This is a genomic window from Burkholderia sp. (assembly GCF_018375725.1).
Classification (GTDB): domain Bacteria; phylum Pseudomonadota; class Gammaproteobacteria; order Burkholderiales; family Burkholderiaceae; genus Burkholderia.
Map to the genome: position 1 here is coordinate 46,287 of NZ_JAHACR010000003.1, position 13,070 is coordinate 59,356.

The window sequence follows — 13,070 nt, forward strand, 5'->3', positions numbered from 1 at the left end:
CAGGCGGGCCTGCCCTGCAGGATCCGGCCGTCGCGCTATCCTTGAACCGTTGGGCGCCGCAGCGCCCGCCGTCCCCTGTTTCTCCATGACCGAATCCACCGACGACCGCCGGCCCGATCCGGGCCGCGCCCGTTGCCCGCGCTGTGGCCGCAGTTTCGACTGCGGCGCGCATACGCGCCCGTTCGACTGCTGGTGCGCGTCGATGCCGGCGATGCCGCCCGGCGCGCAGCCGGCGCGCGGCGCGCGTTGCCTGTGCCCGGAATGTCTCGCGGACGATATTGTCCGGCACGTCGCGGCAGACCGTGAAAAAGACGGTCAATCGGGGGCGCATGGCTAGGCACTTCGGCTTGGCGCCCCGGTTAAACAGGTAAACTGCGCGCATGCAACGAATTACCACTACGGGCCGCGTCAATCTGGGCCACCTTTTCTGGCTGCGCAATCTGGCGATCATCGGCCAGCTCGTGACGATCGGCGTCGTCGAGACCTATTTCGGCGTGCATCTGCCGTTGCCGGCGATGCTGATGATCATCGCGCTCGAGATCGTGTTCAACGGGCTGACATGGGTGCGCGTGCTGCGCGCGCGGCCGGAGACCGATATCGAGCTGCTCGGCCAGCTGTGGGTGGATCTGGGCGCGCTGTCCGCGCTGCTGTTCCTGTCGGGCGGCACGACGAATCCGTTCGTGTCGCTGTACCTGCCGTCGCTCGCGATCGCCGCGGCGGTGCTGCCGTGGCACATGATGATCTGGCTCTCGGCGTTCGCCGTCACGTGCTATGCGGCGCTGGGTTTCGATTCGGTGCCGCTCAACCTGGACAATCCGGCGAACCTGTTCGACTACTATCGCGCGGGGATGTGGGTGAACTTCATGGTCAGCGTCGGCCTGATCGCGTGGTTCGTCGCGCGCATGTCGAGCGCACTGCGCCAGCGCGACGCCGCGCTCGGCGAGGCGCAGCAGCACCTGTTGCGCGACGAGCGGGCGGTGGCGCTCGGCGTGCAGGCGGCGACCGTCGCGCACGAGATGGGAACGCCGCTGTCGACGATCGCGATGCTGACCGAGGAACTGCGCGACGCCGCGCGCACCGACGCGGGACTCGGCCGCTACGAAGCCGATCTGAAGGTGCTGGAGGAGCAGATGATGCTGTGCACGTCGGCGCTCGCGCGGCTGCGCAGCCGCGCCAGTGCGCCGCCGAGCCGCCAGCCGGTCGACGACTGGCTCGACACGTTCGTCGAGCACTGGCGGCTGCGGCATCCGCACGTGCAGTTCGAACTGCTCGGTGCGCGGCCGGCGGGGGCCGAGCTTCATGATCCCGTTGCGGCTGGCCAGATCCTGACGATCCTGCTCGACAATGCCGCGCGCGCGAGCCCGCAGTATGTGACGCTCACCGCCAAGATCACGCGCGACGGCGCAGGGAAAGATATCGAATTCGAAGTATGCGACGACGGTCCGGGCATTCCGGTCACGCTGCGCGACACGCTCGGCAAGATGCCGGTCGACAGCACCCAGGGCGGGCACGGGGTAGGCCTGTACCTGGCATTCAGCGCGACGGCGCGGCTCGGCGGAAAAATCGAGCTGTCCGACGCGAAGCCGCGCCCCGCGGGCGCGCGTTCCGCGGACACCGATTTCAGGCGCGGCACGCGTGCCGTACTGCGTCTGCCGATCGCGCGCCCCGAAGCCTGGACCAAGGCCTCACCCAACACCTAGACGGAGAAATCTCATGAGCGACAACAACTTCCTGGTGATCGACGACAACACGGTGTTTGCGGGCACGCTGGCGCGCGGCCTCGAGCGCCGCGGCTACGTCGTCCAGCAGGCCCATGACAAGGAGGCCGCGCTCAAGCTTGCGGCGGCGGAAAAATTCCAGTTCATCACCGTCGACCTGCATCTCGGCAACGATTCGGGGCTGAGTCTGATTGCGCCGCTGTGCGATCTGCAGCCGGATGCGCGGATTCTCGTGCTGACCGGTTACGCGAGCATCGCGACGGCGGTCCAGGCGGTGAAGGAAGGCGCGGACAACTATCTGGCGAAGCCGGCGAACGTCGAGTCGATCCTCGCGGCGCTGCAGACCAACGCGAGCGAGGTGCAGGCCGACGAAGCGCTCGAGCATCCGGTCGTGCTGTCGGTCGACCGGCTCGAATGGGAGCACATCCAGCGCGTCCTCGCGGAGAACAGCAACAACATCTCGGCGACCGCACGCGCGCTGAACATGCACCGCCGCACGCTGCAGCGCAAGCTGGCGAAGAAGCCGGTGCGGCAGTAAGCGGCATCCTGCTGCGCGGACGGCGCCGCCGGTGCGCCGTTCGCGATACGACGTCCGTGCCGCGATGCTCAATCGTTGTGCGGATCGCGTGGCAAGACCCAGAGCATCGTCGCCACCGCCTCGGCCTGGGTTCGCGAGCGGGTTTTCTCATAGATCGCTCGCAATTGGGTGCGGATGGTGGCGAGCGATACCCCCGCGGCAGCGGCGCACTCGTCGGGTGTCTTGCCGCTGATCAAGGCTTCCGCGACCGCCGCTTCGGCGCTCGACAGGCCGAACGCCTGCCGGATCTGTTGCGCGGCAACGAGCGGGCGCGCGCTGCGCCGCCGCGCCGTGATCATCAGCTTCTCACCGCCAAACGCCGTCTGCATCGATTGTCCGGACAGCGTAAAGATGCTGAGAAAAACGTCGTGGGCGTGATTCAGTGATTGCTGCAACGCCAGACTTTCGCCTTTCCGGGTTTTCGCCACGCGCGCCATGGCCGCTTTCAGCGCGTCGTTCTGAGCCGCAACCGCCGCGCTCAGATGTCCGTGCTCCAGCTTGAGACAGCTCGTCGAGCGCAGCATCGATTCGGCGCTCTGGTTGACGGAGACGACGCGCGAATGCCGATCCAGCGCGAAGACGGCGAGCCCGAGATCCGCCATCAATTCGGCGCCGAGCGCGGCGTCGCGATGCAGCACGCTGGCGTCCTGCCAGAGGTTGATCGCGCGCTGCAGGTGTCCCGTCATGCCTTCCATGGCGGCGCGTTCGTCGGATGAATAAGGTGTCCTGCCATGGGACCGGAGTAATCCGAGCAGGATGTCGGCGCCGCCGGGCCGCGCGAAGCGTACGCCCATCAGATAGCGAATGCCGGACGGGATCTGGAAATCCTGAAAGAACTCGCTGCGTGCGACGTCCTCTTCGGTCAGGTAATCCTGGCAGCAGACGAACTGGCCGATCGGCGCGTTCTCGACGAAGCTGCGACGCGGATCGAGTGCACCGTAGTACTGATCGTAGCGGGCGATGATGTCGTCCAGTTCGGCATGCGGGGAATAGATCGAGAACTGCGGCGCATTGCGCGCCGTATCCCAACTGAACATGTGAAAAACGTTTGCGCCCAGCGTTTCGATAACTTCGTGGAAGACGTCGAGAAAGCGTTCGGGGTGAAACGCGGCTTCGTACAGATTCCCGATAAGTTGATCGCGTGACACTGTGGTTCTCCTCGAAGCATGACGAGTCAGTTGCCGGGAGCTTTTTGTCAGACCAATGTTTTTGATTCGAACCGCGAAGTGTTGTGCAGGCTATCACAGGTCAATGACCGAAAACGCTCTGCATTTTCCCGATTTTCATCCACCTGGATGATGCGCGGGCAAATCGGCATTGCGAGAATCCGCCCATTCAGCGTGCATCTGCCTCAGGTGTCACGCACTAACCAGAAGTGTCTTCGGGGGATGAAAAATGAAGCTCGCACCTGTCGTGCTCGGTATGACCGCGCTGGCGTTGTCTGCCTGCGGAGGTGGCAGCAGTTCGTCGTCGGGCGGGAGCGCGCCGCCCGCCGCGCAGACCGTCAGCGGCGTCGCGGCGACCGGCGCGGCCATGCAGGGCGCGACGGTGACCCTGGTCGACGCGGCGGGCAAATCCGTCGACTGTCCCGCCGATGCCACGACCGGCGCATTCCATTGCACGGTGACCGGCATGACCGCACCGTTCGCACTGTCCGCGTTCGGCAACGTCGCCGATTCGCAGGCGACGCTGATCGCGGTCAGCGCGACTGGCGGGACGCAGACGATCAACATCACGCCGATCACGAATGCGATCGCGGCCACCCTCATCGGCGATAACCCCACGAAATTGATGGGTAACACCGGGTTGCTGCAAACCAAGGTCACGACGCAGGCCGTGGCCGGCACCGAACAGGCCTACGCTGCCGCGCTGGCCGATTTGCTGGCTGCGACCGGCAACACGGGTGTCGACCTGATTTCGGGCCCGCTCACAGCGGGCGGGCCGGGACTCGACAAGTTGCTCGATCAGTTGAAGATCAACGTGCTGCCGGACGGCGGGGTGCAGATCAGTTCGGTGGCGGGTGCGTCCAGCGATACGCCTGCGCAGCTTCAGCTGGCACCCGGCGTCGCGCCGCAGGCCAGCGACAAGGCGAGCCTGCCGGCCGTCGCCACCATCAATGGCGTCGCGGTATCGAACCTGCCGAGCGCGAGCGATCTGGCCGGGTTGCAGACCGCCCTCAATCAGTGCTTTGCCGGGTCGACCGGTGCATCGCGAGTGGCCGGCAACGTGCCGGCCTGCGCCGGGATTTTCGTCGACGATGTCGCGTCCGGCGCATTGAATGCAGGCGTGCTGTCCACCTATCTCAACAACGGGATGTCGGCTGAACAGGAGTTCGGCTCCTCACCCGGCGGCACGCCGGGCATCGTGGCGGACAATGCGATGAACAACGCCAGCTTCAGCCTGCCGGAGGTGATCCGCGTCACGGCGAGCGACACGATGTGGGTCAAGCTGGCGTGGACGCGCACCGACGGCATTCGAGACGGCATGCAGCAGCACGTGCAGCTGGCCGTGCAGGCAGGCAGCCGCGCGAGCGGCGACACCGGCTGGCGCGTGGTCGGCAACCAGCGGGCGGTGCTGAGCAAGGTGAATGCCAATGCGCAGCGGTGGGACTGGCTGAATCCGGCGAATCAGTCCACTGGCACCAACGCGTTCGTCGACTCGATGAACCTGCAGGTCGGCGTCGTCGATGCCGCGGGCGTCGCCGTGGACTTCGCGATCGTCAATGGCCCGGGCTTGCGCAACGGCGTGTTCCTCCAGCCGTCGGCGGGCACGTGCGACACGCTCAACATTCGTGCGCAGATCGCGAGCGGGCAGACGCCGGCCCAGCTTGCCGCATTGACGAAGAGCAACCAGTGCCGCAACAACTATCGCCTGGCAGGCGTCGCGCAGGATCCGGCCAACGAGGGCGCATTCACGTGGCCCGGCGATGCGCCGCGCAACAACACCGCATGGGCGAAGCCGCAGTTGAGCGCGACCGAGCTGGCGGACATCAAGCCGTTCAGCGCCTATACGGTCGACATCTACCAGAACGGCAATACCGCGGCACCGGCGAAGCACTATACGGTGCGGCTGCGCACCCCATCGCCCGCACCGGAACAACTGCGCCAGTATCAATGGCAGCAGCCCGCGCAGGCATCACGCGACCGGCTGTCGCCGGGGACGGCCAGCACGTTTGCGGGCGGCGCGACCTTCCCGTTGAGCTGGACGTCGCAAGCCGGCGTGCCGTTCGTCAGACATGCCAATGTGCAGGTTCGCGCGACGGCGTCGGGCCAGCCGTCGGCCGTTTTCGTCAGCGGTTCCGCGCGGCCTGCGCCGACGCAGCCGGGCGCGACGGTGACGCTCGACGTGCCGGGCGATCAGGGCGTGGCATTTCCTTCGGTGGCGGGCTGGACGGGCAGCACGGATTTCTCGTACGCCAGTCTGTCCTGGACGGATCCGTTCGACATGTTGTTCACCACGTCGGTCGAATATGACCGGTGACGGGCACGCCTGAACGGATGAGGCCGACGCGCGCCGGCCTCGCTTCCAGGCATCGATGAAAAAAATGGGCGGCTCCATCGGTGGAGCCGCCCATTTTTTCTTGACGCTGCGCGCCGCGTTACAGCACGTAGCGCGACAGGTCCTCGTCCTGCGACACTTCGCCGAGCGCACGATCGACATACTTCGCATCGATCGTCACGCACTCGCCGGCGTGATTGCCCGCCGCGAACGACACTTCCTCGAGCAGCTTCTCGATGACCGTGTACAGGCGCCGCGCGCCGATGTTCTCGGTCTTCTCGTTGACCGCATAGGCGATCTCCGCCAGTCGGCGAATGCCGTCTTCGGCGAATTCGAGCTGCACGTCCTCGGTCGCGAGCAGCGCCTGATACTGCTTGACGAGGCTCGCGTCGGTCGCGACGAGGATCGCTTCGAAATCCTTCACCGACAGCGAATCCAGTTCGACGCGGATCGGGAAGCGGCCCTGCAGCTCCGGAATCAGGTCGCTCGGCTTCGCGAGATGGAACGCACCGCTCGCGATGAACAGGATGTGATCGGTCTTCACCATCCCGTACTTCGTGTTGATCGTCGTGCCTTCGACGAGCGGCAGCAGGTCGCGCTGAACGCCCTGGCGGGACACTTCGCCGCCGCTGCCTTCGTTGTTGCGCGACGTGATCTTGTCGATCTCGTCGAGGAACACGATGCCGTTCTGCTCGCAGTTCTGCACGGCCTTCGTCTTGATTTCCTCTTCGTTGACCATCTTGGCCGCTTCCTCGTCGGTGAGCAGCTTCAGCGCTTCCTTGATCTTCACCTTGCGGCGCGTTTTCTTGCCGCCGCCGAGGTTCGAGAACATCGAGCGGATCTGCTCGGTCATCTCTTCCATGCCGGGCGGCGACATGATGTCCATGCCCATCGTCGGCTGCTCGAGGTCGAGTTCGATGTCCTTGTCGTCGAGCTGGCCTTCGCGCAGGCGCTTGCGGAACGTCTGGCGCGTCGCGTTGTTGTCGTCGTTCGCATGATCGGCGTTCGCGCCGAAGCCGACCGCGCGCGGCTGCGGCAGCAGGATGTCGAGAACGCGGTCCTCGGCCTGGTCGACCGCCTTGCTGCGCACCTTGCGCATTTCCGCTTCGCGCGTCTGCTTGACCGAGATCTCGATCAGGTCGCGCACGATGCTGTCGACGTCGCGGCCGACATAGCCGACTTCGGTGAACTTGGTCGCTTCGATCTTGATGAACGGTGCATCCGCGAGCTTGGCGAGACGCCGTGCGATTTCGGTCTTGCCGACGCCTGTCGGCCCGATCATCAGGATGTTCTTCGGCGTGATTTCCTGGCGCAGCGGATCGGCGACCTGCTGGCGGCGCCAGCGGTTGCGCAGCGCGACCGCGACCGCCTTCTTCGCGTTGTTCTGGCCGATGATGTGCTTGTCGAGTTCCGAGACGATCTCGGCGGGGGTCATGGTGCTCATTGCGGGATCCTCACTCGATGGTCTCGATGATGCGGTTGTGATTCGTGTAGATGCACATGTCGCCGGCGATTTCGAGCGATTTTTCGACGATCTCGCGCGGCGACAGGTCGGTGTTCTCCGCGAGCGCGCGGGCCGCAGCCTGCGCGTACGAGCCGCCCGAGCCGATCGCGCAGATGCCGCCTTCGGGATCGAGCACGTCGCCGTTGCCGGTGATGACGAGCGTCGTGGTCGCGTCGGCCGCGATCAGCATCGCTTCGAGGCGGCGCAGCATCCGGTCGGTGCGCCAGTTCTTTGCGAGTTCCACGGCCGCGCGCGTCAGGTTGCCCTGGTGCTTCTCGAGCTTCGCCTCGAAGCGGTCGAGCAGCGAGAACGCATCGGCGGTGCCGCCGGCAAAACCGACCAGCACCTGATTGTTGTAGATCCGTCGCACTTTCCGCGCGCCGCCCTTCATGACGATATTGCCGAGCGTCACCTGGCCGTCGCCGCCGAGCGCAACCTTGTCGCCGCGCCGGACGGACACGATGGTCGTGCCGTGAAATTGCTCCATCTTCGTTCCTTGAGAAAAACGGGGAAGAGGCGGCGACGCGCCGCGTCGCCGCGTGATTCGCGGTGCGCCGGGGAGCGGCCCGGCGCGCGTTCGTTTTATTTTAGGGCGGGCGCGGGGATATCAAGGGCGCGGCCGGGAATTCGTCCGGCCGGAAAAAAAGAAAGCGCGCGGCAGGCCGCGCGCTTTCGTGAAGCAGCGTGTCTTGGCGGAGCGCCTTCTGCTTAGTCGCCGAACAGCTTCTGGCGCAGCTCGCGGCGCTCTTGCGCTTCGAGCGACAGTGTGGCGGTCGGCCGCGCGAGCAGGCGCGGAATGCCGATCGGCTCGCCGGTTTCTTCGCACCAGCCGTATTCGCCGGACTCGATGCGGGCGAGCGACTGCTGAACCTTCTTGAGCAGCTTGCGCTCGCGATCGCGCGTGCGCAATTCGAGCGCGTGCTCCTCTTCGATCGTCGCGCGATCGGCAGGATCCGGCACGATCACCGTCTCACGGAGGTTCTCGGTCGTCTGGCCCGCGTTGTGGAGAATTTCCGCCTGCAATTGTTCGAGCCGAGCTTTGAAGAAGGCGAGCTGATCCTCATTCATGTAATCCTTGTCGCTCATCTTCAGGATTTCGGCTTCGGTCAAGAGTTTCTTCGTCATCTGCTTGCTTCTTCAATGTGCGGCAAACCAAACATATTGCCTGCACTTTGGGATTACCCGCAACTGCACTTGCAATCATTTGCGATTTGCCGATGCGGGGCCGAAAGCCTCTGGAAAACCGGTTCTCAAATACCAGAATATGCCTGGCGCCAACTTGCGCGCGCGGCTAACCGGTGTGCTGCGTGGCAGGTCGCATCGGTCGCGGCCGGGCCCGATTCGGGGCGTTTGCGATTGCCTGTTATGCGTTCTGCTAGAACCAGCCCTGTTTTGCCATACTCCAGCGGGCACGTATTGTAACTGAATCGCAAGTCTGCGCCGTATCAGGTCGATCCCCGTCGGCAGCGCCGATATCTTAAAAATATAACCCGCAAAGCGCGAAAAAGCGATGACGCCAAAACCCGCGTCCGAAATGGCATGCCGCCGCCGACGCTTGTACGGCGGCCGGCGGCGAAACGCGCCGGATACGCGTCGTCAGGCGAGGCAGGCGTCGAGGCCGTCGCTGATCAGGTCTTGCGGCAGATCGACGCCGATGAACACCATCTTGCTGGTCTTTTTCTCGGCCGGCAGCCACTTCGCGGCGAGATCGCTGCCCATCATCTGGTGCACGCCCTGGAACACGACCTTGCGGTCGACGCCCTTCATGTACAGCACGCCCTTGTAACGCAGCATCCGTTCGCCGTAGATCTGCAGGATGCCGCCGAGGAAGTCCTCGAGCTTGTTCGGATCGAACGGGCGGTCGTTGCGGTAGACGAACGACTTGATCTTGTCGTCGTGATGCGCGTGGTGATGGCCGTGCGCGTGATCGTGGTCGTGGTCGCAATGACCGTGGTCGTGATCGCAGTGCGCATGGTCGTGATCGTGGCCGTGATGCGCGTGGTCGTCCTCGGCGAGGAAATCCGGATCGATCTCGAGCTTCGCGTTCAGGTTGAAGCCGCGCAGGTCGAAGATCTCCTTGATGTCCGCGTCGCCGAAGTTGACGACCTTGATCGTCGCGCGCGGGTTCATGTGCATGAGGCGGTGTTTAAGGTCGGCGAGCGTCTGGTCGTCGACGAGATCCGATTTCGTGATGAACAGGCGATCGGCGAAACCGACCTGGCGCTGCACGACTTCGTGCTCGTCGAGCTGCGCGTCGGCGTGCTTCGCGTCGACGAGCGTGATGATCGCGTCGAGCAGGAAGTCGTCGGCGATCTCGCTGTCGATGAAGAACGTCTGCGCGACCGGGCCCGGGTTCGCGAGGCCGGTCGTTTCGATCACGACGCGGTCGAAGTCGAGCTTGCCGTCGCGCTTCTTCGCGGCCAGCTCGCCGAGCGCGCGTGCGAGGTCGCCGCGGATCGTGCAGCAGATGCAGCCGTTGCTCATCTGGATGATCTGTTCCTGCGTGTCCTGCACGAGGATCTCGTTGTCGATGTTCTCTTCGCCGAACTCGTTCTCGATCACGGCGATCTTCATGCCGTGCTGTTCGTTCAGGATGCGCTTGAGCAGCGTTGTCTTGCCGCTGCCCAGGAAGCCGGTGAGGATGGTGACGGGAATGGCCATGTCGGTCGCCTGTGGTTCGTGAATCGGGGTCAAAACCAGGATGAGTTCGCGCCCTCGGTGGGGCGCAGAATCATCCATTGAAACATATCTATCCGGCTGCCGCCTTTCGTCCGGACGACGGGCAGGCGCGGCTGGCCGCCCAGATCGGGGCGATCAGACGATTTGCAACAGCAGGCCCTTCAGATATTCGCCTTCCGGGAAGGCGGCCAGGAGCGGATGGTCGACGCCCGCGCCGAGCCGCTTCAGGATGCGCGCATCGACCTTCGCGTCGGCGGCCGCGCTCGCGACGATCTTCTGGAACAGATCCATGTCGATCGCGCCGGAGCACGAATAGGTGAACAGCAGGCCGCCCGGACGCAGCAGCTTGAAACCGCTCAGGTTGATGTCCTTGTAGGCGCGCGCGGCGCGATCGACGCTGTCGCGTGTCGGCGCGAACTTCGGCGGGTCGAGCACGATCAGGTCGAAGCGCTCGCCTTCGTCGACGAGGCGGCGCAGCGTCTTGAACGCGTCGGCGTCGAGCCAGGCCGCGCGCGTCGCATCGAAGCCGTTCGCGACGACATTCTGCTGCGCGAGCGCCAGCGCCTCGCCCGACGAGTCGATCGACACGACCCGCTTGGCGCCGCCCTTCATCGCCGCGAGCGAGAAGCCGCCGGTATAGCAGAAGCAGTTCAGCACGTCGCGCTCGCCCGCGTATTGCGCAACGAGCGCGCGGTTGTCGCGCTGGTCGATGTAGAAGCCGGTCTTGTGGCCGTTCGGCACGTCGACGTGGTAGCGCACGCCGTTCTCGTTCGTGATCAGCGTGTCGGGCGGCGGATCGCCGGCGAGCACGCCGGTCGTCTGCTCGAGGCCTTCCTTCTCGCGGATCGACACGTCCGAGCGTTCATAGACGTTCGGGCAGCCGGTCGCGCCGACCAGCGCGGCGACGATCGCGTCCTTCCACGCTTCGACGCCGGCCGCCATGAACTGGCAGACGAGCTGGCCGCGCGGCGATGCCTCGGCGGTGTCTGCCACGTAATGATCGACGATGAGCCCCGGCAGCCCGTCCGCCTCGCCGAACACGAGCCGCACCGCGCCGGTGCCGGTGACCATCGTCTTGCGATGCGCGACCGCGCGCTGCACGCGCCGCTTGAAGAACGCGTGGTCGATCGGTTCGTTCTCGTCGAAGCTCCAGACGCGCACGCGGATCTGCGATTGCGGGCTGTATGCGCCGCGCGCGAGGAAGCGGCCGTCGTGTGCGCGCACGATGACGGTCGCGCCGGACGCGGGCTTGCCGTCGACCCGGTCGATCGCGTTGGCGTAGATCCACGGATGGCGGCGCAGCAGCGATTTTTCCTTGGACGGTTTGAGTGTGACGGTTTGCATGGCTTGATCGAAAAGGGCCGCGTGTGTGCGCGGCAAACAAAATCGGGGAAGCGCGTCAGTCGCGCTTTTTGGCGCGTGGATGCGCGCTGTCGTAAATCTTCGCGAGGTGCTGGAAGTCGAGCGACGTATACACCTGCGTCGCGGCGACGCTCGCGTGGCCGAGCAGTTCCTGCACCGCGCGCAGGTCGCCGCTCGATTGCAGCACGTGCGTCGCGAACGAATGGCGCAGCACGTGCGGATGGACGTGCGCCGGAATGCCCGCAGCGAGCGCGGCACGCTTCACGCGCTCGCGCACGACGCCCGGCGACATCCGGTTGCCGCGCACCGACAGGAACAGCGGATGCGGATCGCGTCTCACGAACTCGCCGCGCACGGCGAGCCATGCGTTGAGCGCGTCGATCGCCTTGCGGCCGACCGGCACCTTGCGTTCCTTGTTGCCTTTGCCGCGCACGGTCACCTCGGCTTCGGCGAGGTCGATCCAGCCTTCGGAGCGGTAGCCGTCGGCATTCGCGTAGGCGGCGTCGAGCCCGACCAGCTCGGCGAGGCGCAGCCCCGACGAATAGAACAACTCGAGGATCGCATGGTCGCGCAAGCCTTCGGTCGTGTCGGGAAGCGGCGCGTCCATCAGCATGAATGCGTCGTCGACCGACAGCGCCTTCGGCAACGTCTTCGCGCGCTTCGGCGCGCGCACCGTGGCGACCGGGTTCGCGGGCATCTCGATGCGCTGCGCGAGCCAGCGGTAGAACGCGCGCCACGCGGACAGCCGGTGCGAGATCGACCGCGCCGACAGGCCGCCTGCGTGCGCCCGGGCGACGGCGCCGCGCATGTCGGCGGCGGTCAGCGTGTCGAGCGGACGGCCGTTCGCGAGCTTTTTCAGTTCGTCGAGCTCATGCGCGTACGCGCGCAGCGTGTGATCCGACAGCTTCCTGACGTGCTTCAGGTTCGACAGGTAGGCAGCGATCGGATCGTCGGTCATCGGGCGCGGAAGATCAGTGCGGCAGCAGGCGCGTCAAGGCGGCGCTTGCGAGTGTCGCGATCTGCGTGAGGAAGTCGGTCGCCATGCCGTCATGGAAGCGGCGCGGGTCGGGTGAACCGAGCACGAGCAGCCCGAACGCGGGTGCATCGGCGCCGGCCTGCGGCGCGCGCAAGGCGAGCAGCGCGACCGATGCGGCCTAGCCGTCGCCGGCGCGTTGCGCATCGGCGCCGTCGGTAGCGTTCGCGGCCGGCGCGGCGACCGCGGGCGCGAGCCACTGCGCGGCCTCGAAGCCGGTGTTCGCGCCGCAGTACGGCGTGGCGAGGCTGCTCGTGAACAGGCGCACTTCCTCGCCGACCTGGCGCGCGAAATCCGCCTGCGCATAGGTGTCCGCGACGTCCCAGACACGCAGCGCGGTCTGCGGCACATCGAACACGTCGGCGAGGCCGTCGGCGATCGTGCGCGGCAGCGCGTACGGATCGCGTTCGGCGATCACGCGCGCGGTCCAGCGGTTGAACTTCGCCGACAGACCGTCGTTTTCGTGCCCGTAGCGCAGCAGTTCCGCGAGACGGCGCTCGAGATGCTTGTTCTTGTCGCGCAGCATCTCCATTTGCCGCTCCTGCAGCGAAATGGCCGCCTTGCCGTGCGGATTCGCGAGGCGGATCGTGGCGAGCAGCTCGGCGTGCTGGCCGAAGAATTCGGGGTTGGCGAGCAGATAGTCGGCGACTTCGCGATCGTTCATGTGACGGGAGCGTTCCATCAGGACAATGTGAGGGT

The 13,070-nt window shown here is 65.6% G+C and carries 11 protein-coding genes and 1 pseudogene; 4 read left to right on the forward strand and 8 right to left on the reverse strand.

What is annotated here, in order from left to right:
* The first annotated feature begins 85 nt into the window (after positions 1-85).
* From KH616_RS01870 to KH616_RS01880, 3 genes are read left to right on the forward strand one after another with little or no spacing between them, the layout of a single operon-like run.
* Positions 86-337, forward strand: coding sequence for a cysteine-rich CWC family protein (locus tag KH616_RS01870; RefSeq protein WP_292233195.1), 252 nt, complete (start codon positions 86-88; stop codon positions 335-337).
* Between the two features lie 43 nt (positions 338-380).
* The gene (locus tag KH616_RS01875) at positions 381-1,700 is read left to right on the forward strand and encodes an ATP-binding protein (RefSeq protein WP_292233197.1); all 1,320 of its coding nucleotides are present in this window, start codon (positions 381-383) and stop codon (positions 1,698-1,700) included.
* Between the two features lie 13 nt (positions 1,701-1,713).
* Positions 1,714-2,256 (forward strand): response regulator transcription factor, encoded by a 543-nt coding sequence (locus KH616_RS01880; protein ID WP_292233199.1) that lies wholly within the window; start codon positions 1,714-1,716, stop codon positions 2,254-2,256.
* Between the two features lie 68 nt (positions 2,257-2,324).
* On the opposite strand, the gene KH616_RS01885 is transcribed toward KH616_RS01880, so the two are convergent.
* Complete coding sequence (locus KH616_RS01885) at positions 2,325-3,443, reverse strand: helix-turn-helix transcriptional regulator (protein WP_292233201.1); 1,119 nt, start codon at positions 3,441-3,443, stop codon at positions 2,325-2,327.
* Between the two features lie 247 nt (positions 3,444-3,690).
* Between KH616_RS01885 and KH616_RS01890 the strand changes: the two genes are divergently transcribed.
* Positions 3,691-5,775 (forward strand): hypothetical protein, encoded by a 2,085-nt coding sequence (locus KH616_RS01890; RefSeq protein WP_292233203.1) that lies wholly within the window; start codon positions 3,691-3,693, stop codon positions 5,773-5,775.
* Positions 5,776-5,893: 118 nt separating this feature from the next.
* On the opposite strand, the gene hslU is transcribed toward KH616_RS01890, so the two are convergent.
* From hslU to KH616_RS01925, 7 genes and pseudogenes are all read right to left on the reverse strand, one after another.
* Positions 5,894-7,237 carry an ATP-dependent protease ATPase subunit HslU gene (gene hslU, locus KH616_RS01895; protein WP_292233205.1) on the reverse strand — a complete coding sequence of 448 codons (1,344 nt, stop codon included), beginning with the start codon at positions 7,235-7,237 and terminating at the stop codon, positions 5,894-5,896.
* 10 nt (positions 7,238-7,247) lie between these two features.
* Positions 7,248-7,784, reverse strand: coding sequence for an ATP-dependent protease subunit HslV (gene hslV, locus KH616_RS01900; RefSeq protein WP_292233207.1), 537 nt, complete (start codon positions 7,782-7,784; stop codon positions 7,248-7,250).
* Between the two features lie 221 nt (positions 7,785-8,005).
* Positions 8,006-8,422, reverse strand: coding sequence for an RNA polymerase-binding protein DksA (gene dksA, locus KH616_RS01905; protein ID WP_006402995.1), 417 nt, complete (start codon positions 8,420-8,422; stop codon positions 8,006-8,008).
* A 471-nt stretch (positions 8,423-8,893) separates the two neighbouring features.
* Positions 8,894-9,958 (reverse strand): GTP-binding protein, encoded by a 1,065-nt coding sequence (locus tag KH616_RS01910; RefSeq protein ID WP_292233336.1) that lies wholly within the window; start codon positions 9,956-9,958, stop codon positions 8,894-8,896.
* A 153-nt stretch (positions 9,959-10,111) separates the two neighbouring features.
* The gene (locus KH616_RS01915) at positions 10,112-11,320 is read right to left on the reverse strand and encodes a class I SAM-dependent rRNA methyltransferase (RefSeq protein ID WP_292233338.1); all 1,209 of its coding nucleotides are present in this window, start codon (positions 11,318-11,320) and stop codon (positions 10,112-10,114) included.
* A 55-nt stretch (positions 11,321-11,375) separates the two neighbouring features.
* Positions 11,376-12,296, reverse strand: a complete 921-nt coding sequence (gene xerC / locus KH616_RS01920; RefSeq protein WP_292233340.1) for a tyrosine recombinase XerC — start codon at positions 12,294-12,296, stop codon at positions 11,376-11,378.
* Positions 12,297-12,309: 13 nt separating this feature from the next.
* Positions 12,310-13,035: pseudogene (locus tag KH616_RS01925) on the reverse strand (DUF484 family protein).
* Positions 13,036-13,070 lie beyond the last annotated feature (35 nt).

Coding starts and splice junctions, on each gene's coding strand:
- KH616_RS01870 (WP_292233195.1), top strand. CDS start 86: ATGACCGAATCCACCGACGACCGCCGGCCCGATCCGGGCCGCGCCCGT.
- KH616_RS01875 (WP_292233197.1), top strand. CDS start 381: ATGCAACGAATTACCACTACGGGCCGCGTCAATCTGGGCCACCTTTTC.
- KH616_RS01880 (WP_292233199.1), top strand. CDS start 1,714: ATGAGCGACAACAACTTCCTGGTGATCGACGACAACACGGTGTTTGCG.
- KH616_RS01890 (WP_292233203.1), top strand. CDS start 3,691: ATGAAGCTCGCACCTGTCGTGCTCGGTATGACCGCGCTGGCGTTGTCT.
- hslU (WP_292233205.1), bottom strand. CDS start 7,237: ATGAGCACCATGACCCCCGCCGAGATCGTCTCGGAACTCGACAAGCAC.
- hslV (WP_292233207.1), bottom strand. CDS start 7,784: ATGGAGCAATTTCACGGCACGACCATCGTGTCCGTCCGGCGCGGCGAC.
- dksA (WP_006402995.1), bottom strand. CDS start 8,422: ATGACGAAGAAACTCTTGACCGAAGCCGAAATCCTGAAGATGAGCGAC.
- KH616_RS01910 (WP_292233336.1), bottom strand. CDS start 9,958: ATGGCCATTCCCGTCACCATCCTCACCGGCTTCCTGGGCAGCGGCAAG.
- KH616_RS01915 (WP_292233338.1), bottom strand. CDS start 11,320: ATGCAAACCGTCACACTCAAACCGTCCAAGGAAAAATCGCTGCTGCGC.
- xerC (WP_292233340.1), bottom strand. CDS start 12,296: ATGACCGACGATCCGATCGCTGCCTACCTGTCGAACCTGAAGCACGTC.